Here is a 23808-nt window from a genome sequence, read left to right on the forward strand (position 1 = left end):
GTATTAGTCAACCAGTTGAATTTTACCCAGACTCAGCTCATCAAAAATATGATGTACCTGCTCACGCTGTTTAGGGGTTAAATCCACAATGGACAGTAAAAAGGAAGACAATCTGACATGATCTTTACGAGTAAGTTTGTGGGTATTCCAAACCTGCTGCAATATAATCTCGGGTGTTCTTTCTGTCTTTCTAACGGCAACCATAGGACTGCTCTCGCGTTAACTGTTAGGGAACAACGTTTCTGTACTGCCATGATGGCTAGTCCGTGGTGATATTGGTCGCGCAAATGCGCGTAAATTACTCAGCAAAACCGTGAATTGTTCGTGAGTAGGCAACGTATAATCACTGACACTAGCCACACTGACCTCTACACTGTTATCTAGTTATCCCAGGAAAAGTTCCCGACATTGGAGCAAAATTAGACAAAAGTTTGACAAAGGTAGGGGAGCAGTCGGTCATGTGGAATGCACAGTGCGAAAAATCACATAATCTTCACAGCCTTCGGGTTGTCATCACAAAAAATTCATCTCCTGTTTCCTATGCAACAGTTATAGATGCCTGGCAAAAAGATAGTGGTTTTCGTAACTTTTTCATTGACCTATTGGCAAAATCTCCTTTTGCCAGCTTTCGTTGGGAAACACCACCAATAACGACAAAAACGGTTAATACTCCTTTTGAGTGTGTGTTAATAGACAGCCCGAGCCTGTCACGCCCCCCTGATCGGCAGACGTTTTCACCCTATTTCCCACCTGATCAACCGGTTGTTAATTTTTTGAATCTGGGCAAAGATGCTGTGCTAATTGTCCCCTGCCCTACAGATGCTGATGGCGATTACAGTCATCTCGGGGCGTTTGTACAAAATGCGCCGAGGCCTCAGCAACATGCCCTATGGACTTTAGTCGGTGATACTATGGCCCAACGCATTAGCGATCAGCCAGTATGGCTTAGTACAGCAGGTGGTGGAGTCGCCTGGCTACATGTGCGCCTTGATAACTATCCTAAGTACTATCACCATCATCCGTATCGTCAGATTCCTGAAAGCCTGTAATTTTACTCATCCTAGGGCTTATATCCGTTGCCCATAGAGGTACATCATGCATTACAGACTCCAACTCGCATCTACGGACAACCTGCAACAGCTATTGCCGCTGGTGGAGGCCTACCATGAGTTTGAACGCATCCATATGACGGGCAAGAACCGAAAACAGGCTATTCATGGCCTGCTATCCGACTCTTCACTCGGGGGAATTTGGTTAATTGTTGTAGATATTGCGATCGCAGGGTACATTGCCCTCACCTTCGGCTACAGTATCGAATTTGGCGGCAAAGATGCCTTTATCGATGAGTTTTATATCCGGCCCGAGTTTCGTGGCAAAGGTTTGGGAAAACAAACCCTGAGGCAGATTCAGCAAGAAGCAAAAGCCCTGGATATTCATGCGCTGCACTTAGAGGTGGCGGCATCCAATACTAGGGCACAGCACCTCTACGCCCAGACTCATTTCCAAGCCCGCAGCAAATACATGCTGATGTCTGCCTATTTAACAGAGACTAGCGTTTAAGCCACTTCAGCGGAAGACTTAAACAATGGTGTAATCCACACAGTCACTACATGGGATAAAAGTCCCATAGGTCCAGCAAACAAACATAGCGCCAGGGAATGACGAGTAAATAATTGTTTCTCTTGTCCGTGCAAGTAAATCCAGCGGCCCACAAAGAGATCCATCACTAAGAAGTGCACCCATCCCGTCGTCATCACCTTTTCATCTGAAAATAAGTTGGCCAACACCGCCAGGGTAGGGTTAGCAAACTCCTCGAGTTTGTCAGGATCAAGACTGGCAACAAAACAATAGACATAAAGCGCCGCCAACACCACAAATGGAATGTAGGATGCCATGATTTTGCGGGTGACGTCCCAATTGGGCAATAACACCATCAAGGCCCAAAATGGGAGCACAAACAAATTACCGAAGTTAAAAATATATTCAAATACCATCGCCTAACCTGCTCACCAATTAAAAGATACTGGAGCCATTGTAAAACGATGATATTTGAAAAGGAGGATCGAGGTGCTTGCTGATTAAGGGAAAGATTCGAACCGGCAAAATTGCCCTACATCGACATTTTTCAGATTTACTCTCCTCTGAATCAGCAAGGCCAAAGCATCTAAGCTACATCCAACAAATCCGAAGCTAGTGCTTTCACCAGACTCTAAATGAGAGTTCTAACCTTGCGCCCTAAGCGTGTAAAGATTGCCATCACGTTCAAGGATTTCTCCATCCCAAAGGCTCTATATATCTCAAGATGGTTTCAGACGATGCACCCAATTATGTGTCTTGTTCCAAGTATAGAGCAGATAAAGTAGAATTGTAGAGACGTCCAAAAACGAAATTATTTATAGTCTGTAAAAAATGTAGAAATTATCCAACCATTGCTCGGGAGGAACGTCTTAGGGACTGACCTCAATTAGCAACCCTCATAATAGTGATTATTCAGCACTTATTTTGCTGTCAGAGTTTGTTTTTGACTCAACATCTGTCAGGCTGTAACAGCGCCTATATTAAGATTTAGATAAATGCCAATGGATGTGGAATCGGCTCCAAGCTTTAGTGAGTTGTCTTTAAGTGAGCCGGTACTAAAGGCTTTGGAAGGTTTGGGCTATGAAAGTCCAACACCCATTCAAGCCCAGACTATTCCCCATGTATTGGCTGGTGTGGACCTGATTGGGCAAGCCCAAACAGGTACTGGCAAAACAGCGGCTTTTGCGCTGCCATTGTTATCCCGCGTCAATATTGAGCAGCGTTTGCCCCATACCCTAGTATTGACTCCCACCAGAGAATTAGCAATTCAGGTGGCAGAAGCCTTTCAAAGCTATGCATCTCATATGAAAGGCTTTCATGTGCTGCCCCTATATGGGGGGCAAAGCTATAGTATTCAACTTCGTAAACTAGAACGTTCGGTACATATTGTCGTGGGCACCCCTGGCAGGGTCATGGACCACATGAAACGCGGCACCTTGGACCTGAGCGCATTGCAGTGTCTCGTATTGGACGAAGCCGATGAAATGCTGCGCATGGGCTTTATCGACGATGTGGAATGGGTATTGGAGAAAACCCCAGCGTCTCGACAGGTCGCTCTCTTTTCTGCCACCTTACCCAAAGAAATTCGCCATATTGCCCAGCGACATCTCAATAATCCCACCGAGGTCCTGATTAAATCCAAAACATCCACCGCTGACACTATCCGACAGCGCTATTGGATGGTTAGTGGGTACCACAAGTTAGATGCCCTGACCCGCATTTTAGAAACAGAGACATTTGACGGCATGATCGTCTTTGTTAGAACCCGTCTGGCCACCGTGGAACTGGCGGAGAAGCTGGAAGCCCGAGGCTATGAAACTGCCCCGCTTAGTGGAGATGTTTCACAAATGCAGCGGGAGCGTACCGTCGAACAGCTTAAATCAGGCAAGCTGGATATCGTCGTCGCCACCGACGTAGCTGCCCGCGGCTTAGACGTGGATAGAATTAGCCATGTCATTAACTATGACATGCCCTATGATACCGAGACCTATGTCCATCGAGTAGGCCGTACAGGGCGAGCCGGGCGTAATGGTGAAGCAATTTTATTTGTAGCCCCTCGTGAGCGACGATTGCTGTATGCCATTGAGCGGGCAACCAAACAAAAAATCTCCAAAATGGAGATGCCAACGACCGAGATGGTCAATAACAAGCGCATTGCTCGGTTTAAACAGCAAATTACTGACACCATTGCTGAGGAGAATCTAGAGTTCTTCAACAATCTCATGGAGCAATATGAACAGGAGCATAATGTGCCTGCTATTGAGATTGCAGCGGCCTTAGCCAAGTTGGTGCAAGGCAACGAGCCCTTATTGTTGGAAGAACGCAAGCGCAGTCGCCCAGAGCGCGGCGACCGGCGCGAGCGACCCCAGCGACGTGAACGCAGGGCATCCCCACCTGAGCAAGGCATGGGACGCTATCGCATTGAGGTCGGTCATCGGCATCGGGTGAAACCTGGCCATATTGTGGGCGCGATCGCAAATGAAAGCGGTCTCGAAAGTCGCTACATTGGTCGCATTAATATCTACGACAGCCACAGCACCGTAGATTTGCCAGAGGGGATACCCAAAGAAATGATGCGACACCTTAAAAAGGTATCCGTTGCGGGCCACCCTTTGCGCATTAGCCGAGTAGAAGGGGAAATGACGGGCAAAGGCGGTGGCAAACGACGACGCCCCAAAACCAAATCTAAGGACAATTAAATCGATTTTGGTATTCGGCCTCAGTCAAAATGTCATCGGGATGCTCTACCCGGTCAAGAAAAACCTTGCCCTGTAGATGGTCGTATTCGTGTTGAAAAATTCGCGCCACAAAGTCTTGCAGATGCTGACGATGGTCATGGCCATCGCGATCCAGGTAAGTTACTTCGATCTCGCGGTACCGAGGAACAAATCCCCGCTTCCCTGGCACGCTGAGGCACCCTTCCCAGCCTTTGACTTGATCGTCACTGTGGTTAAGGATATGCGGATTAATCATGGCGACAGGCTCCATAGTCGGGGCCTCGGGGTAGCGTGGGTTCGGGCGTGAAGCCACAATAAACAGCTGTAGGCCTTCAGCAACCTGGGGTGCGGCAATACCCACACCATTTTTGGCCGCTGCGGTAGCTAACAGATCATCAATTAGCTGTTGCAGCTGGGGATCGTCTAAATGCTGAATGGGTTGGGCTTGCGATCGCAATCTCACATCACCCAATTGAATAACCGACCGTATGCCCATCTATCGTCGCTGCTGCGGTAACGCCTTTGTCATTACATCCAGAGCTATCTGACGACCACTCCGGTCAACCTCTATCCCAATCGACTCGCCTACGCCTAAATCTTGAACAATTTGCTGTACTTGCTCAGCCGCTGTGATCGATTTACCATTCATGGCCACAATCACATCACCCACTTCCAAACCAGCTTCTAAGGCTGGAGAATTACGCATCAGGCCCAAAATAATTACACCTTCGTCAGCAGATAACCTCAGATCATTACGAGGATCGCGATTGATTTGTTGGCGTAAATCAGTTGTCAGTGTACGCATTTGAATACCCAAATAGGCATGCTCCACCCGACCTTTCTCGATCAGTTCTTGAGCTAAACGCTGAGCTGAATTAATAGGAATCGCAAAGCCTAATCCCTGGGCACCTCCGATGATGGCCGTATTAATACCAATTACTTCACCGCGCTCATTTAGTAACGGCCCACCAGAATTTCCAGGATTAATTGCTGCATCAGTCTGAATAAACTGCACCCGTTTATCTGGCACTCGAATCTGAGCACTTGTGCGTCCCGTTGCACTGACAATGCCAGCCGTAACAGTATTGTCTAACCCCAGTGGATTGCCAATGGCAATAGCCCACTCCCCTGGACGCAACTGCTCTGAATTGCCAAGGGTTACTGTCGGCAAATCCTGAGCCTGAACTTTAATAACTGCCACATCCGTTAGCGGATCTTCACCCACCACCTCACCACTAAATTCACGGCCATCCCTAAGCGTGACCGTCACCGCATCGGCCCCTTCAACCACATGGGCATTAGTCCAAATCACACCATCTGACTCGACGACAAAGCCAGAACCCTGGCCACGCTCAACCCGAGACGATGGCTCCTCCCACATATCGCCAAAAAACTCTCGAAAGAACGGATCATCAAACGGTCCAGACCGACGAGTCACAGTTCGCGAGGAATCAATCCGAACCACAGCAGGTCCCACATCATCAGCCACGGATGCAATAAAGCTACTGTCCGTCAGCAAACGCCCAGACCCAGAGGTAGGCGATTGGGCCGTTGTTGGAACAAGTTGTGCTGTCGTGAACACAGCTGCCGTTGCACTACAGGCCGCAATAAACCCGTAAAGAGCTAACGACCTGGCAAAACGAACGGTTGAGGAGCGTAGTTTAGACATGGCATCAGGCATGGGAACTTTGCAATGACTCTGGTTGGACAGAACGCCTCACAAGCATCTACACATTGCCAGCGTTCTATTGACTAACCCTTATCTGTATAGCGTCTACAGCTAAATTCAACCATGTAACCTGTGCCAGTTCACCCTCGTCTCCATCAAGTTAGATCATTGCATCCTTTAAAGAAGGTTATATCTATGGTGCAGATTACTCTGGTGTGCTTGCTGGATATGTGAACAACAACAGGTTAGTGTATTAGAGCTCATTAGTTTTCAATGTACTAAAAGTTATACCTACGCATTTAAATATTCCTAGTCCTTTATGGGGAATAGCCCTCGTTAATGGGTGCTTGTAAGGGAAAACGTCGATAAAAGCCATACACTATCCATTCAATTCAGGTGTGTATCCCTAATCCAGGGTCGTTCAACCAAGAGCTCGCCTAAGAGTAGGTTGACATCCTGCTGAGATCGTCGATTAAGAGATGTTAGAGCACTGTGCCGTCATCAGCTTCAGTTTTTCAGCCTTAGCCATGGGGAATCGATTAATGTCTAATTTTGCGTGATTACTGATAAAACGGTTCTTAATACAGAACCTGTTGAAAACCATAGTTGATTGAATAATCAACTATGGTTTTTAGGACCTTATTAAATAGTGTTCCAAGTTCAGCACTGTCCAATTGTTTGGGGGTGTTTAATTTTGAGGTCCTTATTCTTGTAATGTTCCATTACGGAGCATTCAGAGAAAATACTGAGCTTGAGATTGCAGAGTTACTCACCGTTTGGAGGGTTAGTTGTGAACAAAGTGGATGGTCTCTGGAATGAAGTTCTCAATAAACTTCAGGACCAACTCAGTGGTCCCACGTTTGAAACGTGGATCAAACCCACACGACTTCAAACCCTAGCGGATAGTACTCTAACTATTTCCACACCGAATCCTTTTGCCCGTAATTGGGTGCAAAAGCACTACATTCAAGTCATTTCTGACGTAGCGCAAGAACTGTTGGGCCAAGACATTAACGTGGTCGTCACAGTGAGTGAACCAGTTGATGGTGATACGAATCGGACGGATAATGCTGCCGCCTGGCCTTCACCTCAAACCACAGAACGCATCACTACCAGTAAATCAAGTCCACCTGACCTCAACCCAAAAGCTGTTTTTTCCCGATTCGTTGTCGGGTCCAATAACCGCATGGCCCATGCTGCCGCCCTGGCCGTCGCCGAATCGCCTGGCCGTGAGTTTAATCCCCTATTTCTTTGTGGCGGGGTTGGTCTTGGCAAAACCCATTTAATGCAATCTATTGGTCATTACCGTCTAGATATCGATACCGCTGCTCGCATTGCCTATGTATCCACCGAGCAGTTTACGAATGACCTCATCACAGCTATTCGGCGGGACAGCATGCAACGCTTCCGTGAACAGTATCGAGAAGTCGACATCATCATGGTTGATGATATTCAGTTTATTGAAGGCAAAGAATATACCCAGGAAGAATTCTTCCATACCTTCAACACGCTTCATGAAGCAGGCAAGCAGATTGTCCTAGCATCCGATCGTCCGCCCAATAAAATCCCCAGGCTCCAGGAACGGCTATGCTCCAGATTTTCCATGGGATTGATTGCTGACATTCAACCGCCTGATTTTGAAACCAGGATGGCCATTCTACAGAAAAAGGCTGAATACGAGAGCGTGAATTTAAGCCGTGAGGTAACTGAGTATATTGCTTCTAGCTACACATCCAATATTCGTGAGCTAGAAGGTGCTCTCATTAGAGCTATTGCCTATACCTCTATCTCAGGACTGCCCATGACCATCGAGAATCTGAAGCCGGTTCTTGATGCCCCCACAGGCAAAATCGATGCGTCTCCCACATCGGTGATAGATATTATTTCCGAAGTCTTCAGCGTTTCCGTAGAAGACCTCAAAGGCAATTCTCGCCGCCGTGAAATCAGCCAAGCTCGACAGATCGCCATGTACTTAATGCGACGACATACGGATCTTAGTTTGCCCAAGATCGGCGAAGTTTTTGGTGGAAAAGACCACACTACAGTTCTTTACAGCTGCGATAAAATCGCTCAACTCATTAAAAAAGACTTGAACATGGCTCAAACGGTACGTGAGCTTAGCGATCGCATCAGCTTAAGCAATCGAGCATAGCTAGATCAAACAAATCATACAAAGTCGTCAATCTAGGGCTCAGACAAAAAAGAGGACATACGTGCTCTGCCCCAGGCATCCTGCGTAAAAGGATCAGGCAATAATAGTACAGAAACCGCACCAGGGATATGACCCTGGTGCGGTTTCTGTTGACTAGTACATTGAAAACTTTTGGCTGTGGAAAACAGTACTGACGATCTACTTAACAATCAAACCATTACGTCCGAAGGCTTTGAGAATATTAAGTTTGATACCAAAATCCAGAAATATCGCTTGTGGAAAACTCTACTTTAGCTGTGGAAAAGGTGGGGATTAACTGGGGATAATAGGACAGGCGATGGGGAAAAAGATTTAGCCTACTCAGATCTTGTGGAAAACGGCTCTGAATATCCACATTTTTTCCACAGGCCAAAAAAGATTCAATAGCTTGATAGAGAAGGGGTGTAAAGATGTTTTCCACAGTTTCCACAGGCCCTACTACTACTATTGTTTAAATTTAAAGAAAGAACTTATCTATAGAACAGAGCAAGAAAATTTGCTTAAAATAAACGCTTTCCATCGTTCTGTTGGGGTGTTACGATTGGCCAGCATTCTTGATAGACATATGTCAGCCATGAAGTTCGTGTGCTCCCAGGGGGATCTCAACACACATCTCTCAATTGTCAGCCGGGCAGTTCCTTCCAGGCCCAATAAGCCCGTATTGGCAAATATTTTGGTCAAGGTAGATGAAGATGCACAACGCATTACCCTAACGAGTTTTGATGAAACACTAGGGATCCAAACCAGCTTTTCTGCCCATGTTGAAGAGGGGGGGATGCTGACAGTTCCTGCCAAACTATTGGGAGATATTGTGGCTAAACTGCCTCCTGAAGATTTGGATTTTAGCCAATCAAATACCGAACCAGTGATTACCCTGACTTGCTCAGCTGGTGAATATCAAGTACGTGGCATGGAAGCCACTGACTATCCAAACCTTCCCTTAGTGGAAGATGGACAGGTAGCGAGTGTTTCGGCAGAATCCATTTTGGAAGGTCTACGGGGAGCTCTATTTGCTACCAGTTCTGATGAAACCAAACAAGTGCTCACAGGTGTTCATGTCGTGGCAGAACCCGAAAATTTAGAATTTGCTGCTACAGATGGCCATCGCTTAGCTGTAGTTCAGAGTGTGGATGATTCGGGCATGAACTTGGCCATTGATGTGACAGTTCCGGGCAAAGCCCTACGTGAGTTAGAACGGTTACTACAGTCTTATCAGGGAACAGAGCCAATTTCCCTAAGATTTGATCCGACTCAAGTCGTTTTTGAGTTAGGGCATCAGCGCATTACGACTCGTCTTTTAGAAGGGCAATACCCCAATTACCGCCAACTAATTCCTAAGCAGTTCGAGCGGCAGTTGACAATAGATCGAAAGCAGCTGATGTCTGCTTTAGAGCGCATCGGTGTACTAGCCGACCAACGCAATAATATTGTCAAACTTTCCATTGCTGGCTCAGCCCAAACCTTGGCTTTGTCAGTTGAGGCCCAGGAGGTGGGTAGTGGCCGAGAAGAGATGTCTGCCCAGGTGACAGGAGAGGATCTCGATATTGCCTTTAACGTGAGGTACTTACTAGAAGGCCTCCGTGCTTTACCGAGTCCTGAAGTGCAATTGCAGTGCAATTCAGCCACGAGTCCAGCAATTCTGACTCCCGTTAGTGGTTTACAAATGACATACCTTGTGATGCCTGTGCAAATTCGTAGTTAAGCACGTCAATAAAGTTCAAGGAAAATTTATCTAAATCCTCGCATTAGGCTTCAAGAAAGGGCAATCTGGTAATGGCCTAAAAAATTAAGCGAGGATTTAGATATGGATATCACATTAGCTGCTCTTGTTTTTGGAACAGTATTTGTCCTATTTAGCCGTGAAGTCCTGGGTGACTAGTACCCTGGGGCGTAAGTTTTGCTCACTATCCAATGTGGATGAGTCGATGGGTGCATGGGTGCATGGAATTTCTGCCAAATTTTTGCCATTGGGTATACTAGCCAGAGGTAGAAATTATTTAAATCCTACAGTGAATGCTTGTGTTGCTTTGCTGATGTGATAGCAACACATAGTCCATCAAGCTTAAAGCCTAGTTTAAGTAGATATTTAGTACTCTGTCCTGGAAGTTGCTGTTCTAGCTAGAACAGAGGTTTTATCATTGCCAAACCAGTCTCTATACTTTGGTGCAATGGGTGCTCTTACAGGGGAGACTGCCTTGAAGGGCATCAGTTTGTAGTTCCAAAAAAATCAATACGATAATCGGTAATCTTCAGACCGGTACGTTGCTCAACTTCTTGAATAACGGCACGCGGTAGTTCGATATCAATATCAATTATTTTCTGAGTGTCTAGACAATTGACATGGCTATGAGAACTATTGAGATGGCCATATAGTCTGCCATCTGAGCGTTCAACACATTCAATTATGCCTTGATCAAAGAGTGCTTCTAAATTCTGGTAGACCGATGTGTGGCCAATTTTTTTGCCTCGACGGTTAAGTTCGTCATAAATTTCCCGTGCAGATAGATGCTCCTGCACATCCCAAAGCAACTCCAAAATATAGCGACGCTGACGACTGAGGCGCATACCTAATGCTTGACACCTTTCAATGGCGTCTGAGAGCGATGAAATTGGATAGGATGAGGGTTGCATGATCTTGACGCGGTCAGCCGACACCAGTCTCACTCTAGCTTGCTTTTTTTAATGTTGTCTATTTACTGATTCAAACTAACGTTTGTATGTAGAGCGATTAGCCAGCAATTTCCTCTGGATCTGATGTTGGAGCTATGGACAACCTTTGATCTTGAGAGTCATCTCCACGTTTTAAGGTGTCTTTTGCCTGAATGGCGTCAGTCTCATATGTCTTAGCTATGGGCACATCTCTGCTCTGAATTTCTCGACTCGAAGACTCCCAATCATCATGAATGCTGAATGCTAATGATGTTGAATCTGTGGGTTGAGTCACCAATAATTTCTTTTCTTGCGAGGTCTTATCTGTAGAAAAGAGGTTAGTTGAAGGTTCTGGAGCTAATGCTAATATGGGGGTCTTCAAGGTTTCTTCTGATGGGGTATTTAGATCGTCTCGCTGGGCTTGATAACTGTTGAAGGCTGTGGCAATAGCATCATGGCGACGGCGTTGATCTCTACGAATGCTGGTTAAGGTGTTGCCTAGTCCAGGAGCATTCCACCGCTGTGTATCTGGGTCTAAGTAAGAGTATGTTCTTGCCCAGACAATGGCATCGTTGTTTTTCATTCCTTTATGTCTAGCTTGGACAAGACGATCGACATAACCACCACGCTCTAAGGCCGCCCTAGGCGATTGATTTGCTAAGTCTAAACCATTAAGAACTTCCCCCAGGGTCATGGATAATTCTGCTTGATCAGCCTGGTTTGCAATGGTTTTCCCCTGTCTTTTGAGTCTTTTGAGTTGCTTCTTATCAGCTTCTTGAGGAGAACTTGCGCCGTGCTGATAGGAAAACGTTCCCATGTTCCACACACCGTTACCTGGGTCGGTGTGGCCGTAATAAGCTTGAGTGGGATTTCCGTTGGCAGTGCGTGTTCCTTCGGCGCTGCCAATAACCCGAGCGACTAATGAGTTGGAACCACCTTCATACATCCAATTGGGTAAAGCAGGCTGCTCCTGAGCTTTTGTTAAGGGCTGAGGTGGTGATGGCTCTGATGGCTCGAAGATAGATGCGTCCGGAGTAAAGTTTAAGGCAATAGCCTCCTTCTCTGATGAATCATGGGGTATGGGTGTAGATGGAATAGGGTTGGGTGAGAGTACCCGTGAGGTTGGCAAAGCGCTTGGCGGTGGTGGGGTTAATACCCGCGCAGATGCGATCACATGGCTCGGTAGCGCAGACTTAGATCTTGTAATTCGAAGCGGAGGCTGACTCGCTGTAGGCGGTATAGGCAGTGGCTTAAAAACTTTCACTGCACTGGGAGAGTCTATCTCAGGTAAACCGGGTTGGCTATCGATAAGTTCAGAACTGGAGGAAGTCTGAGATCTTTTGGGTTGTGTCTCTAGGTCAAAGTTCACACCCATAGCTTGGGCAGGACGATGACCTATGGCAGTCACCAAAAGAGAAAGGGCAAAAAGGTGATGAAGCTTGAAGCGCAGCATAGTGGTCAGGACTCCGAAGGCGGAAACACAAGGTGAGAGAGGTTGCCAGGAAACATTTGTTAGTTAACAGATTTTTTTCCTTTTTGTGTCTGAGGTGATTGGACTTGATCCTGATTTGTCTCATCTTTAGTGGGAGATCTGCCAGGATTATGTTGGGAAATGGCTCGTTCTAAAACTCCGGTCGAGGGTTCAACAATAATCCAAGTGCCATCGGGCTGACGGCGTAATGTGGCAAATTGTATGTGACGTCCTCCACCCATGGTTTGCCCGGCTTTAATGTTGCCAAGTCTGGGCCTTTGCAAACCACAAAATCGAAACAGGTAAGCTGGAACTTCAGGGGTGGAATAAATTACGCACTGTTCGAATGTGCTGGGCTCCACTTTGCCTGGAAACGGTGCTCTTAAGGGTTGATGCTTAAGCTGAATGGAAATATCGCCTAAACTGCCAACGACAAGATGGTCTGCAATTTTATCGCCGGGTTCCAGCTCCCATTGTTGTTGGATATTAATGACTCGTTTGGGGGGTATTGCTTGGGATTGACAACTACTTAGCAATAAGCCAAAGAATACAATCCAAAGCCTGTGCTGAGACCTACTCAAAGCTGAAACGATAACCTGCATACTCATTATTTTCGTAGAGAATCACAAGGGTTGTACCAGGATCAAATGCAAGGGGATAGGCTTCTCGTTCCGCATCCACCCCAGATCGGACTTTGAGTGTGGGTAATGCACAATAGGGTTCGCTGACGACTTGTCGAACTCTCTCTTTGGCATCTCGTTCTGGGATGGTGAGGAGTTGGGCTAACTGTTCTCGAGATAGTTTGGCGTCATCACTTACTACATCATTACAATGGGCTTGTTGGCTAGCTGTACTAGCGGATGTAAAAAAGTTTTTGATGCCATTAAAATCGATCAGTAAAGCTGTGAGAATCATGGCTAGACTAGCTGCCACTAGAGGTTTGGGACCTAGACTTTGTGACCGAGGGCGATGGGGAACATTGTTGGGGTAAACCATGGGAGACCTCTTGGGAAAGAATGAAATGAGTAGGAAAGAAACTGCATGACAAAACTAACTACACTGCTTTTAGTGAAAATGTATAAAAGCTCTGATATCTGTTGTAGTGATTGTGGTTGTTGGGGTTAGGCAAAACGACCGCCGACCAGCAAACCGAGGATGATCATAAGTGTGCGATACCCTAATACTGGATCGGGGTGGGGGCTAAGAATAGCTCTGTAAAGACTGAGGGTAATGCCAGCAATGAGAATAAATGCTACTGGCGGCCATAGTGCTGGGTTAATTTGAAACAGTTGATTTAGAATCAGCCGGAAAATGGCTGCACCAATGCACCAAATTGCACTGTCTAGGAGGGTAAATTGTGAAACCCGTGTTTGTTGTCTAGAGTGTAGATAGCGGCGTGTCCATCGTTGGATAGATCCAGACAGTTGCTGATAAACACGCCTGAGGTCGCTCGCAAAGCCTGTGCCATTGGTTTTGCGATAATCCTGATCGTCAAAACCATTAGAACGCCCTTGTTCTTGATGGAGCGGGTGTTTGAATAGTGACTGAGATCGCAACCTTAAGGTTTGTGCATTTGACGTAGCGTCGTGCTCAGCCTGGTGAAAATCGACCGTATGATAGATCAATTCTAAATATCCATCGGCATCACGTTGAACAGTGGGGATCTGAATGGCCTGGCATTCTGCTAAAAAGCGAGTGATGTCATCAATATCTGGCGATGTACCCGGTTGGATGTGTTGAATCAGGCTATCACCTACGGACTGTAATCGTCGCAAGGCTTGTCGTTGCTGCTGTGCCAGCTGCTCAACGGCACCAAGCGCAGCATCAAACTGCTGCAAACTAGAACCAGGAACTGGAGACGATGACAGTGTTTGACCTGAGCGTTGCCGTAGGGTCTCAATTGCCGTGGTCACCTGGGCTAAATTAGGGGAAGGCGCAGTCAATCGTGACGGGCTCCAAGGAGCTGCCATTGTTTCGGGAGGAGAGGCTTTCAGGGTTTGTAGCTTCTGCCGAATCGTCTGAAGTTCCATATCTAAATCGTTCATATTGCAGAAGAGGACGAGGAACTAATAGAACATATGCCTCATCAACTAATACAAATGTATCATAAATCTCGTTTAAATGATCATATTTCAGGTTGATTTTAGGTGTGAATTTCCTGGCTATGTCTGCGATTGAGCTGGCTAACGGCTGCTTGATCCAATGTTCTATATTTCTGGGGTTTAGGGACGATTGTGGTGACCTGTATGGGGAATTCGGTGCCTCAAGTCTGCTGACCTATGGTTGCTTTTAATCACAGCAGGGGCGGCGTGAGCGCAATTCTTTAATGAAGTAGGTTGTTTGAATGCCCAATTCTCTTTCAATGAGCAAATAGATCAGCACCAACTACCGTGGCTGATCTACCATGCTTGAATTTATTACCTTGCCTGATGCACTACCTCCAGTTGCTCCTTACTCCCATGCTGTAAAGGCTGGAGATTTTCTCTTTGTGACAGGGCAGTTATCTGAAGATCCTGAGTCTGGTGAAGTCTTAAAGCTGGATGTTGAAGCGCAAACGCGGCAGGTGATGGAAAACCTGAAACGGGTGTTAACCCATGCGGGTACAAGCTTTCAAAATGTTGTGATGGTTCGAATTTTTGTCACGGACTTTCGCTACTACGAGATTGTTAATCAAGTCTATGCGTCTTACTTTGACCAGGCGCGGTTACCCAGTCGAACCACTGTGGGAATAACCGCTCTGGCCGGGTATGGCGATGTTGAAATTGATTTAATTGTTTACTGTGGTAGCTGATGTGTATCCTACTGCTTCTGTCTGTATCGGCCATGAATTCTCAATTTATTGGGTTTAGTGCTCGGATATAGTGTTGGGCGCAGTAATGTCAGTGACTAAGGAAGGACCTATATGCGAATTTCTGCTAGCTTGCTTTTAAGCTCTTTTGGTCAGCGCCTCTTCTCGGCCATTGGTCTCTTACTCCTCCTGGCTAGCCCGTTGGCAGCCCAGCCCAATCGTATTGAGCAAACTGAAAGCTGTGATGTCTTGGTGGTGGGTGGTGGCCTTGCGGGGGTGTCTACCGCCTACGAGAGTTTGCACGCTGGACGAACAGTTTGCCTGACAGAGATGACTGACTGGTTAGGGGGGCAGCTGACGTCTCAGGGGACAACTGCCTTAGATGAAGCTAGAATGCAGCGTCAACTTTTGTTTTATGCGTCAGGTTATAAAGACCTGCGGCAACGGGTACTGGATCTCTATGGTCGCCAGAATCCAGGGGACTGCTGGGTTAGTGCAGTTTGTTTTTTGCCTGCTGATGCCCACGATATTTTGGTGGATATGCTGAATGAGGCAGCCCGTGAGGGGGATGGAACCCTGAAGTGGTTTCCTTCAACAGTGGTGAAGGAGTTGGATATTGATGGCTCCATGATTGAAAGTGCGATCGCAATCCAACACAGCCCAGCACCGGGTACACCTCCCCTCAATACCGAGCCGTTATCTGCCTTCTACGAAGATGTCTATCGCTATGAAGATTCAGAGCGTTTAAGCAAAAACATTATTCGCTTTCAGCCTACTGGCAATGAAGGACCTGCTGATTGGTACGTGGTTGAGGCCACCGAAACGGGCGAATTGATTGCACTGTCGGGGGTGCCCTATCGTTTAGGTCTAGATCCAAAGTCCTATCTCAACCCGTCTTCGCCCACCTTGACGGGCGATGCCTACTGCACCCAGGGGTTTACCTATACGTTCGCAATGGAGCGGACTGAAGAGGCCCAAGTGCAGGAACGACCAGAGTATTACGACATTTACGCTCCATATTTCAGCTTTGAACGCGAGCGCGACAACACCAACTACATTGATTTTGTCTTTACTTATCGGCGGCTATGGGCACCGGGTAACCGACCCGAGCGCCGTATTTTTGGAGTTAGTGATATTAAGCCCGGCGATATCTCCATGCAAAATTGGACCTGGGGCAATGACTACCGACCAGGTACATTCGTAGACAACCTGATCTATTCCCATGAGCAGCTGGAAGCTACAGGCCAGCTAGAACCTGGCGGTTGGCTAGGTGGGTTGCGTGTAGATACTCTGCGCCGGGGTGAAGAAAATGCCTTCAGCTATTACCACTGGTTGATTGGTGGATTGTCAGATTCTCAGCTGGGCTATGGCATTAAAAGTGTGGATCTTCGTCATCGATTTCTCACCGGTTTTGATGCCCCTATGAATACAGCCCACGGCTTATCCAAGCATCCCTATATCCGCGAGGGACGTCGAATTATAGGACGACCTGCTTATGGTCATCTGGAGGGATTCATGATCAATGAGATTGACATTTCCCGTGTGGACTATAGCGATGAGTATTACCAGACTCAGTTACCCGATGGTATGTATCTACAATTGCGCCGGGCATTGGCCGGTTTAGAAACCGCTGCCGCTATCGGAGAAAATAAGGCTGCAACAGATATCCCTCGCCGCACCCGTTCCACTATCTTTCCAGATTCATTGGGCATTGCTCAGTATGCCATCGACTTTCATCCTTGTATGGAGTTAGCACCGCCTGAGCTGCCAGGCAATACTGAACGGGCTGGTGTACGGCGAGCCCATGGGCAGAGTTATCCTGGTCAGATTCCCCTGCGGGCGCTGATTCCCCAGGAGATCGACAACATGCTGGTTGCGGGGAAGAGTATTGCCACCAGTACGATTGCTGCTGCCGCCTATCGTGTTCATTCGTTTGAGTGGTCGGTGGGCATCGCTGCTGGTGCAACCATTGACTATGCGCTGGAGAATCAACTGTTGCCCTATAGCTTGGTGGATGATTTACCTCGATTTGAGCCTGAGCTTTTGGAGCTACAGCAACGGTTGCAAGAACGTGGCAATCCTACCGCTTTTCCTGATACGTCTATCTTCAACCTTGATTGGGAAGACTGGCGAGTTTGGTAATACCAAATCCTATTTATTAGGACAAAGGGGCAGGCATAAGGTGCTGCCCCTACGCAGGGATGGGATTTTGAGTCCGTGTTAAGCGGCGTGGCTGTAGATGATTTGCGCCAGGTCAGGAACGGCAGCTTCTACGTCATTCTTAACGGATTTACGTAGTTTTTTATACGTTCCGCTAACGACGCCATTGCTGGTGTTTTGAATACGGGCATCGGTCACACTTAAGATGCTGTCAGCGGTGCGATCGCTATTTTCACTGAGGTATTTGACTGGGTCACCCGCTGCTGCACCTTCTTGCCAAATAGGTTCAAGGGCTTTGCACGCATCGGGGAGTAGTCGATTAATGGCACCAGGGATGTAACCTGCGCCAACTCCTTTGATCACACCGTAGGCAGTTTTCATGGCCATGCCAGTGAGGCCACCTTTAGCAGCTACTTGCTTATCAATTAATTTAGCGCAGTCATCGGCGATGCTTGCTCGTATAGCTGCATCTTGAATCTTTTCACTCAGCATAAAGCTTGGCCCTAAATATCAATATAAATCGGTCTAATTCTTAGAGAATTATTGACACTATCATTGTTCCAACTTGGTGTTCTTTCTCAGACAACTTTGCGGGATCTTTAAGCAGTCTGAGTGAGTAGTAGTGCAAATAAACCATATAGTGCAATGACATCAAAGACGCCCGCTCCGCCAATGCTGAGATCACCAAGGGATAGGCATTCCATATCCCTTAGGTGTAATAGCTCTGCACGCACCAGTGTGCCCAAAATACCACCTCTAAAAGTAATGCTAGGAGGAGCTACAGCACCCAATAACCAGGCACAGATCACTGCTGTAAACGGTGCAACCTCTACAGGCTGCCATATAGTACGCTGATAGACCTAGCTGTTTCGTTTTTGGCACTATCAACCATGTCTGTTCGCGTTCGGATTGCTCCGAGTCCCACTGGCAATCTCCACATTGGGACAGCCAGAACCGCAGTTTTTAACTGGCTTTTTGCTCGTGCCCAGGGCGGTACGTTTATTCTGCGAGTAGAAGACACCGATCTAGAGCGTTCTAAGCCTGAGTACACCCAGAACATTATGGATGGCTTGCAATGGCTAGGTCTGACCTGGGATGAGGAGCCCGTGTATCAAACCCAGCGCATGGGTCTCTATCAGCCAAAAATTCAGGAGTTGCTAGATCAAGGACTGGCCTATCGTGCTTACGAAACTCCCGAAGAACTGAATGAGATGCGCGAGCGGCAAAAAGCCCGTAGTGAAGCACCCCGTTATAACAATCAGCATCGCGATCTCACCCCTGAGCAAATTGCTGCTTTTGAAGCAGAGGGACGTCAGGCGGTGATTCGTTTCAAAATTGATGACGACCGTGACATTACCTGGAACGACATGGTGCGTGGTCCCGTCAATTGGAAAGGTCGTGATTTGGGGGGCGACATGGTGATTGCTCGCGCCTCCTCAAGTACAGAAATTGGTCAGCCCCTCTATAACTTTGTAGTGGTGGTCGATGATGCCGATATGGGCATTACCCACGTCATTCGTGGTGAAGATCATGTGGGCAATACTCCGAAGCAAATCTTGCTATACGAGGCCATGGGGATGCCTGTGCCCCAGTTTGCCCACACACCGCTGATTTTGAATGAAAAGGGTGCCAAGCTGTCCAAGCGTGATGGAGTCACCTCTATTTCTGACTTTCAGACGATGGGCTTTACTGCTGCAGCGCTGGCCAACTATATGACGTTGCTGGGTTGGTCTGCCCCTGATGCCCAAGAGCTATTCACCTTAGATGAGGCTGCAAAGCTGTTTAGCTTTGACCGGGTCAATAAGGCTGGCGCTAAATTTGACTGGGATAAGCTGGACTGGATCAATAGCCAGTACCTGCATCAGAAATCCCCAGAGAGTTTGTTAGCACTGATGACTCCTTATCTAAAAGATGCGGGGTATGAATTTGATACAGAGGCTGATCAAGACTGGTTGCTCAAGTTAGCTGCCTTAGCAGGGCCTAGTCTGACTCGCTTAAAAGATTGTGTTGACCTGAGCCGCTTTTTCTTTATGCCGACCATGGAGTTCTCTGAGGCAGCGGTAGCGCAGCTTAAAAAAGATGGTGTGGCGGATGCAATGCAGGCTGTTTTAGATACCCTTAAAGCCCATGCAGGCCTAAATGAGGTGGGTGATGCCAAAGGTCTGATTAATCAGGTGACTAAGGCATTGGGGGTGAAAAAAGGTCTGATTATGAGATCCCTGAGAGCAGCCCTAATGGGGGATATGCAAGGACCAGACCTAGTGGAGTCCTGGGTGATTTTGCACCAGCGTGGTTTTGATCAGGGGCGTCTGGAACGTGCGATCGCAATAGCTACTAGTTAATGGTTTTAGACCGACTAAACAGCTAGCTTGTGATCACCCGGTAACATAGTGACTACGTAACGGATTGCCTGTATCTGAGAAATTACGTTACATTTAGTAAACAATGTAGTTAATTAAACCTAATCGACTTAAGAAAATGCCATTGGCAGGCTTTTAGTCAACTCACAGGTTTTTATAGCTTGCTTTAGAACTTGCTTTTCAATCTGCTTAGGCAGTTAGGACTGTTAATCAAAACGAGGCCACCGAGATATGAAGCTTTCTTGGAGAGTCATTTTGCTCTGGACATTGCCAGCCCTGTTAATTGGGTTTTTCTTCTGGCAAGGTTCCATGGGCGGAGACCCCGCAAACATGAGTCGTAATACGGCAAGTACCCGTATGACCTACGGCCGGTTTTTAGACTATATAGATGCTGGTCGAGTGACAGCGGTTGACCTCTATGATGGTGGCCGGACAGCCATTATTGAAGCGGTTGATCCACAACTAGATAACCGCGTTATGCGCTGGCGTGTGGACCTACCCGGTAGTGCGCCTGAGCTCGTTGAGCGTCTCCGCGACTCTGACATCAGTTTGGATTCCCACCCACCTCGTAACGACGGTGCTTTGGTTGGTATTCTGGGCAATCTGCTATTCCCGTTCTTGCTAATTGCAGGTTTATTTTTCCTATTCCGTCGCTCCAACGGTGGCGTTGGCGGTGGTCCCGGTCAGGCCATGAACTTTGGTAAATCAAAGGCTCGTTTCATGATGGAAGCTAAGACCGGCATCATGTTCGATGATGTGGCAGGTATTGATGAAGCCAAGGAAGAGCTGCAAGAGGTGGTGACTTTCTTGAAGAAACCTGAGCGCTTTACAGCTGTGGGTGCTCGCATCCCCAAAGGTGTTTTGCTTGTTGGCCCTCCAGGAACTGGTAAAACTCTGCTGGCCAAAGCCATTGCAGGTGAAGCGGGTGTGCCTTTTTTCAGCATCTCTGGTTCTGAATTTGTAGAGATGTTTGTGGGTGTTGGTGCGTCTCGTGTTCGCGACCTGTTTAAGAAAGCGAAGGAAAATGCTCCTTGCATCATCTTTATTGATGAGATTGACGCCGTTGGCCGCTCCCGTGGTTCTGGTATCGGGGGTGGTAACGATGAGCGCGAGCAAACCCTCAACCAAATGCTGACCGAGATGGACGGTTTTGAGGGCAACAGCGGCATTATCGTGATTGCAGCGACTAACCGTGTTGATGTACTTGACTCGGCGCTGTTACGTCCCGGTCGCTTTGACCGTCAGGTATCGGTTGATCCACCTGATGTTAAGGGTCGTATTGCGGTTCTGGAAGTCCATGCCCGCAATAAGAAGCTGGCGGATGAGATTTCCTTGGATGCGATCGCACGTCGCACACCTGGTTTCACAGGTGCTGACTTAGCCAACTTGCTGAACGAGGCGGCTATTCTTACCGCTCGTCGTCGTAAGGAAGCCATTACGATGCTGGAAATTGATGATGCCGTTGATCGCGTCATCGCCGGTATGGAAGGCACACCTTTAGTCGACGGTAAGAGCAAGCGTTTGATTGCATACCACGAAGTTGGTCACGCACTGATTGGCACCCTGGTTAAGGCCCATGATCCTGTGCAGAAGGTGACTTTGATTCCCCGGGGCCAGGCTCAAGGTTTAACTTGGTTTACCCCCAGCGAAGACCAGATGTTGATTTCCCGTGCCCAGCTTTTGGCTCGGATTACCGGTGCCCTAGGGGGGCGTGCCGCTGAGGACATCATCTTTGGTGAGGCTGAGGTTACCACGGGAGCGGGGAACGACTTGCAACAGGTGACGTCCATGGCCCGTCAAATGGTTACCCGCTTTGGTATGTCTGCTGAGTTGGGGGCGTTGGCTCTAGAGAATCCTCAGGGTGAGGTTTTCCTTGGCGGCAGCTGGGGTAATCGTTCTGAATATTCTGAAACCGTCTCTCAGCGCATCGATGAACAAGTTCGCAACATTGTTGAGCAGTGCTACGACGATGCTAAGCGCATGGTTCAAGATAATCGTGCAGCTGTGGACCGCGTGGTCGATATTCTCATTGAGAAAGAGACTCTTGACGGAGATGAGTTCCGTCAGATTGTGGCTGAGTATACTACAGTCCCTGAGAAAGAGCAGTTTGTACCTGTTTTGTAATAAGCTACTGCTGGCCAATTCATTGTAAGAACTGGCCATAGAGGCTCTCGTTACATAAATCTGTGAGTGGTGAGGTCGTTTAACGACCTCACCATTTCTGTTTTTATGGATTGTCCATTGTCCTAGAACAGAAAAGCGGTTTGGTTCTGGAAGAACTTGGTTCAGGTTTAATGAACTCGAAGTTGGTATTACTCAAGTGTTGGTTATTGTGCTCCTGAAACCGGTGGTTCAGTTGCCATAGACGTGGCCATTGCGATCGCATCCTCAAACGACAGTATATCTGTACTGTAGTTCAATATATAGAGCGTGCCATCCTGCATCCATTCCACAGATGCAAAGCCCATGGCCTCAGCGGTATAGCCTTGAATACCGTTGCCTAAGACAACGGGTGTCAGAGGCGTTAAACGATTTTCCTCTGGAGTTGGCCAGGTGTTGGGCTCTGGGATGGTCACAATGTTAAAGGCCAGACAACGCTCACCTGAACATTCAGGTGAGGTACCAACAGTGAGGATATGGAACCCAGGATGTTTGTTTCGAGTAAAGGGATGTAGTTCCACGTCGGTGGGTACAGACGTGGGAAGGCGTACAGCAAAGTTTGAAGTGGTAAGTTCATCAAGAACCGGCTCAAATATAGGTGCAGGAGATGCTAAAGCAGGCATCACCGCGACAATATTACATATGCCTACTCCTAGGCCTAGTAATCCAAGCTTAAAGAGTTGCTTGCCATCTATTTTCTTTAAAGACATCATTCGCGCTTTCTTGAGAAGACACCTCTAGCATGGCTTTTGAAATAACAGCTCGCATCACCCAGTTGGGCATATTCTCAGATCAGAAGTTTGAGGAACTTGGTCAGTGTATAATTGATACAATCCGAAATACATACACCAGTCAGGAATTTATAGCCTTAAGTAGCAATCCCAATCCAGGTGTGATGGATGCTGCAATGCTGAGGATCGCTGAGCCATGTGTGTATAAAGCCTATGCTTATCATTAAGGGATCTCCTGTCAGCGCATACGGTTTGACAAAATTCCAAGAGAAATTATCATCGAGAATCAGACTCTTCCAAGAAGATGATTCTCGATGACGATGATTAGCACTAATTTGTAGTATGAGAAGTATCAACTTAAGCCAGGATCTCCTGGCTAGGTAAAGTATCAGATGTCAGCATCCAAAACCTCACTAACGCAATCCTGGAGCCTTTATTTATTTGTTTGCAACTTCCCAAATGGCTGTGTTACACAACCACTTCGTCGATTTCAGTAACAAAGATGTCGTTAATGTTGTTTTCAAAGACACTGGCAGATTGCCAGCTAACGGTCGCTAGTAGGTTATTGCCTTGATAGATTTTAGCGCCGTCACTGCTCCCTTGAACGTTTAAGTTCTCAAGGTCATTAACAACAAAAGTAGTCCGACCTAGTTGAAAGTTCTTGATGATGTCGTACTTACTATTGTTTGCATCGAGAACAACAGTCTCGTCACCACTGAGCCAGATTGTATCAATACCATCACCACCGTCAATCAGATCGTCACCACCGTTGGCGTAAATCGTATCTTTGCCGCTGCCACCCAGGATGATGTCAGCTTGATTGCTGCCGTAAATTTTGTCAGCACCACGACCAGCCGCGATAAAGTCTCCACCGCCGTTGGCATAAATGATATCTCTACCGCTGCCACCCAGGATGAAGTCTGATTGGTTACTGCCATGTATGCGATCAGCACCAGGACCACCGATGAGGATATTCCAACCACCGTTGGCATAAATAGTGTCTCTACCAGGACCGCCAAAGATAAAATTGCTTTCAGATCCACCTGCAATGGTGTCGTTGCCGCGATTGCCAAACAGTAGGTCAAAACCACCGTTGCTGTTAATTGTATCAGCGCCACGAAGGCCGATAATCACTTCGTTATTTTCAGTACCATTGAGCTGTTCACTGGCTGGTGTTCCTATAATCAATTCAAATTCATCAAATTCAAAAAACTCATTAAGTTCAAACAAGGGGTAACTCTTTAAGGCGGGAAATAAATACAGCTTTCAGGTGTGTATAAATAAACACCTCAGTCAAAGACCAGAAAAAGAGCTCTGCAGCAATGCTCAGAGCC

General features: G+C 47.3%; 23 protein-coding genes. 10 read left to right on the forward strand and 13 right to left on the reverse strand.

Annotated elements, in window-relative coordinates; genetic code table 11:
* Positions 1-3: 3 nt before the first annotated feature.
* On the reverse strand, positions 4-204 hold the full coding sequence (locus tag U2F10_RS24595; RefSeq protein ID WP_163659118.1) for a hypothetical protein: 201 nt from the start codon (positions 202-204) through the stop codon (positions 4-6).
* Between the two features lie 254 nt (positions 205-458).
* Here U2F10_RS24595 and U2F10_RS24600 point away from each other — a divergent pair, with 254 nt between their 5' ends.
* Both U2F10_RS24600 and U2F10_RS24605 read left to right on the forward strand, forming a co-directional pair.
* Positions 459-1049, forward strand: coding sequence for a DUF6940 family protein (locus tag U2F10_RS24600; protein WP_499059663.1), 591 nt, complete (start codon positions 459-461; stop codon positions 1047-1049).
* Between the two features lie 46 nt (positions 1050-1095).
* Positions 1096-1560 carry a GNAT family N-acetyltransferase gene (locus U2F10_RS24605; protein ID WP_163659120.1) on the forward strand — a complete coding sequence of 155 codons (465 nt, stop codon included), beginning with the start codon at positions 1096-1098 and terminating at the stop codon, positions 1558-1560.
* On the opposite strand, the gene U2F10_RS24610 is transcribed toward U2F10_RS24605, so the two are convergent.
* Positions 1557-1994 carry an ABA4-like family protein gene (locus tag U2F10_RS24610; RefSeq protein WP_163659121.1) on the reverse strand — a complete coding sequence of 146 codons (438 nt, stop codon included), beginning with the start codon at positions 1992-1994 and terminating at the stop codon, positions 1557-1559. The two genes, U2F10_RS24605 and U2F10_RS24610, sit on opposite strands and share 4 nt — an antisense overlap.
* A gap of 579 nt (positions 1995-2573) precedes the next feature.
* Here U2F10_RS24610 and U2F10_RS24615 point away from each other — a divergent pair.
* On the forward strand, positions 2574-4277 hold the full coding sequence (locus U2F10_RS24615) for a DEAD/DEAH box helicase (protein WP_250565803.1): 1704 nt from the start codon (positions 2574-2576) through the stop codon (positions 4275-4277).
* Here U2F10_RS24615 and def read toward each other — a convergent pair.
* The gene (gene def / locus U2F10_RS24620) at positions 4264-4791 is read right to left on the reverse strand and encodes a peptide deformylase (protein WP_163699566.1); all 528 of its coding nucleotides are present in this window, start codon (positions 4789-4791) and stop codon (positions 4264-4266) included. The genes U2F10_RS24615 and def overlap by 14 nt on opposite strands.
* Positions 4792-5964 (reverse strand): HhoA/HhoB/HtrA family serine endopeptidase, encoded by a 1173-nt coding sequence (locus tag U2F10_RS24625; RefSeq protein WP_499059665.1) that lies wholly within the window; start codon positions 5962-5964, stop codon positions 4792-4794. It lies immediately after the preceding gene.
* A 790-nt stretch (positions 5965-6754) separates the two neighbouring features.
* On the opposite strand from U2F10_RS24625, the gene dnaA reads away from it, so the two are divergent.
* Both dnaA and dnaN read left to right on the forward strand, forming a co-directional pair.
* Positions 6755-8116, forward strand: a complete 1362-nt coding sequence (gene dnaA, locus U2F10_RS24630; protein ID WP_163659124.1) for a chromosomal replication initiator protein DnaA — start codon at positions 6755-6757, stop codon at positions 8114-8116.
* Between the two features lie 613 nt (positions 8117-8729).
* Positions 8730-9857, forward strand: coding sequence for a DNA polymerase III subunit beta (gene dnaN, locus U2F10_RS24635; RefSeq protein WP_163659126.1), 1128 nt, complete (start codon positions 8730-8732; stop codon positions 9855-9857).
* Positions 9858-10360: 503 nt separating this feature from the next.
* On the opposite strand, the gene U2F10_RS24640 is transcribed toward dnaN, so the two are convergent.
* The 5 genes from U2F10_RS24640 to U2F10_RS24660 form a co-directional block, all read right to left on the reverse strand.
* Positions 10361-10786: a Fur family transcriptional regulator gene (locus U2F10_RS24640; RefSeq protein WP_163659127.1), complete on the reverse strand. Its 426-nt coding sequence runs from the start codon at positions 10784-10786 to the stop codon at positions 10361-10363.
* Positions 10787-10883: 97 nt separating this feature from the next.
* Positions 10884-12257: a hypothetical protein gene (locus tag U2F10_RS24645; protein WP_499873571.1), complete on the reverse strand. Its 1374-nt coding sequence runs from the start codon at positions 12255-12257 to the stop codon at positions 10884-10886.
* A 59-nt stretch (positions 12258-12316) separates the two neighbouring features.
* On the reverse strand, positions 12317-12883 hold the full coding sequence (locus U2F10_RS24650; RefSeq protein WP_499873572.1) for a hypothetical protein: 567 nt from the start codon (positions 12881-12883) through the stop codon (positions 12317-12319).
* Entirely contained in the window at positions 12849-13271 is a 423-nt protein-coding gene (locus U2F10_RS24655) for a hypothetical protein (protein WP_163699559.1), read from the reverse strand. Before U2F10_RS24655 ends, U2F10_RS24650 begins: the two co-directional genes overlap by 35 nt.
* 125 nt (positions 13272-13396) lie before the next feature.
* Entirely contained in the window at positions 13397-14320 is a 924-nt protein-coding gene (locus U2F10_RS24660; RefSeq protein WP_499873573.1) for a hypothetical protein, read from the reverse strand.
* 359 nt (positions 14321-14679) lie between these two features.
* On the opposite strand from U2F10_RS24660, the gene U2F10_RS24665 reads away from it, so the two are divergent.
* Together U2F10_RS24665 and U2F10_RS24670 are read left to right on the forward strand one after the other, a co-directional pair.
* Entirely contained in the window at positions 14680-15066 is a 387-nt protein-coding gene (locus U2F10_RS24665; protein WP_163659132.1) for a RidA family protein, read from the forward strand.
* A gap of 111 nt (positions 15067-15177) precedes the next feature.
* Positions 15178-17205: an FAD-dependent oxidoreductase gene (locus U2F10_RS24670; RefSeq protein WP_499873574.1), complete on the forward strand. Its 2028-nt coding sequence runs from the start codon at positions 15178-15180 to the stop codon at positions 17203-17205.
* Between the two features lie 78 nt (positions 17206-17283).
* On the opposite strand, the gene U2F10_RS24675 is transcribed toward U2F10_RS24670, so the two are convergent.
* Both U2F10_RS24675 and U2F10_RS24680 read right to left on the reverse strand, forming a co-directional pair.
* Entirely contained in the window at positions 17284-17715 is a 432-nt protein-coding gene (locus U2F10_RS24675) for a DUF6918 family protein (RefSeq protein ID WP_163659134.1), read from the reverse strand.
* Positions 17716-17822: 107 nt separating this feature from the next.
* The gene (locus tag U2F10_RS24680; protein WP_499874509.1) at positions 17823-18068 is read right to left on the reverse strand and encodes a DUF1614 domain-containing protein; all 246 of its coding nucleotides are present in this window, start codon (positions 18066-18068) and stop codon (positions 17823-17825) included.
* Positions 18069-18113: 45 nt separating this feature from the next.
* On the opposite strand from U2F10_RS24680, the gene gltX reads away from it, so the two are divergent.
* Both gltX and ftsH2 read left to right on the forward strand, forming a co-directional pair.
* Positions 18114-19565 carry a glutamate--tRNA ligase gene (gene gltX, locus U2F10_RS24685; RefSeq protein WP_499059670.1) on the forward strand — a complete coding sequence of 484 codons (1452 nt, stop codon included), beginning with the start codon at positions 18114-18116 and terminating at the stop codon, positions 19563-19565.
* A gap of 249 nt (positions 19566-19814) precedes the next feature.
* Positions 19815-21707 (forward strand): ATP-dependent zinc metalloprotease FtsH2, encoded by a 1893-nt coding sequence (ftsH2, locus tag U2F10_RS24690; RefSeq protein ID WP_499873575.1) that lies wholly within the window; start codon positions 19815-19817, stop codon positions 21705-21707.
* A 203-nt stretch (positions 21708-21910) separates the two neighbouring features.
* Here the strand turns inward: ftsH2 and U2F10_RS24695 are convergent, their stop codons facing one another.
* A complete protein-coding gene (locus tag U2F10_RS24695; RefSeq protein WP_163659137.1) occupies positions 21911-22456 on the reverse strand; it encodes a hypothetical protein in 546 nt (181 codons plus the stop codon).
* A 29-nt stretch (positions 22457-22485) separates the two neighbouring features.
* Between U2F10_RS24695 and U2F10_RS24700 the strand changes: the two genes are divergently transcribed.
* Positions 22486-22701, forward strand: a complete 216-nt coding sequence (locus U2F10_RS24700; protein WP_163659138.1) for a hypothetical protein — start codon at positions 22486-22488, stop codon at positions 22699-22701.
* A 241-nt stretch (positions 22702-22942) separates the two neighbouring features.
* Here the strand turns inward: U2F10_RS24700 and U2F10_RS24705 are convergent, their stop codons facing one another.
* On the reverse strand, positions 22943-23704 hold the full coding sequence (locus U2F10_RS24705) for a calcium-binding protein (RefSeq protein ID WP_499873576.1): 762 nt from the start codon (positions 23702-23704) through the stop codon (positions 22943-22945).
* Between the last annotated feature and the right edge of the window lie 104 nt (positions 23705-23808).

Source organism: Leptothoe sp. EHU-05/26/07-4, from assembly GCF_043421015.1.
Lineage (GTDB): Bacteria > Cyanobacteriota > Cyanobacteriia > Phormidesmidales > Phormidesmidaceae > Leptothoe > Leptothoe turfae.

Coding starts and splice junctions, on each gene's coding strand:
- U2F10_RS24595 (WP_163659118.1), bottom strand. CDS start 204: ATGGTTGCCGTTAGAAAGACAGAAAGAACACCCGAGATTATATTGCAG.
- U2F10_RS24600 (WP_499059663.1), top strand. CDS start 459: ATGTGGAATGCACAGTGCGAAAAATCACATAATCTTCACAGCCTTCGG.
- U2F10_RS24605 (WP_163659120.1), top strand. CDS start 1,096: ATGCATTACAGACTCCAACTCGCATCTACGGACAACCTGCAACAGCTA.
- U2F10_RS24610 (WP_163659121.1), bottom strand. CDS start 1,994: ATGGTATTTGAATATATTTTTAACTTCGGTAATTTGTTTGTGCTCCCA.
- U2F10_RS24615 (WP_250565803.1), top strand. CDS start 2,574: ATGCCAATGGATGTGGAATCGGCTCCAAGCTTTAGTGAGTTGTCTTTA.
- def (WP_163699566.1), bottom strand. CDS start 4,791: ATGGGCATACGGTCGGTTATTCAATTGGGTGATGTGAGATTGCGATCG.
- U2F10_RS24625 (WP_499059665.1), bottom strand. CDS start 5,964: ATGTCTAAACTACGCTCCTCAACCGTTCGTTTTGCCAGGTCGTTAGCT.
- dnaN (WP_163659126.1), top strand. CDS start 8,730: ATGAAGTTCGTGTGCTCCCAGGGGGATCTCAACACACATCTCTCAATT.
- U2F10_RS24640 (WP_163659127.1), bottom strand. CDS start 10,786: ATGCAACCCTCATCCTATCCAATTTCATCGCTCTCAGACGCCATTGAA.
- U2F10_RS24645 (WP_499873571.1), bottom strand. CDS start 12,257: ATGCTGCGCTTCAAGCTTCATCACCTTTTTGCCCTTTCTCTTTTGGTG.
- U2F10_RS24650 (WP_499873572.1), bottom strand. CDS start 12,883: ATGAGTATGCAGGTTATCGTTTCAGCTTTGAGTAGGTCTCAGCACAGG.
- U2F10_RS24655 (WP_163699559.1), bottom strand. CDS start 13,271: ATGGTTTACCCCAACAATGTTCCCCATCGCCCTCGGTCACAAAGTCTA.
- U2F10_RS24660 (WP_499873573.1), bottom strand. CDS start 14,320: ATGAACGATTTAGATATGGAACTTCAGACGATTCGGCAGAAGCTACAA.
- U2F10_RS24665 (WP_163659132.1), top strand. CDS start 14,680: ATGCTTGAATTTATTACCTTGCCTGATGCACTACCTCCAGTTGCTCCT.
- U2F10_RS24670 (WP_499873574.1), top strand. CDS start 15,178: ATGCGAATTTCTGCTAGCTTGCTTTTAAGCTCTTTTGGTCAGCGCCTC.
- U2F10_RS24675 (WP_163659134.1), bottom strand. CDS start 17,715: ATGCTGAGTGAAAAGATTCAAGATGCAGCTATACGAGCAAGCATCGCC.
- gltX (WP_499059670.1), top strand. CDS start 18,114: ATGTCTGTTCGCGTTCGGATTGCTCCGAGTCCCACTGGCAATCTCCAC.
- ftsH2 (WP_499873575.1), top strand. CDS start 19,815: ATGAAGCTTTCTTGGAGAGTCATTTTGCTCTGGACATTGCCAGCCCTG.
- U2F10_RS24695 (WP_163659137.1), bottom strand. CDS start 22,456: ATGATGTCTTTAAAGAAAATAGATGGCAAGCAACTCTTTAAGCTTGGA.
- U2F10_RS24700 (WP_163659138.1), top strand. CDS start 22,486: ATGGCTTTTGAAATAACAGCTCGCATCACCCAGTTGGGCATATTCTCA.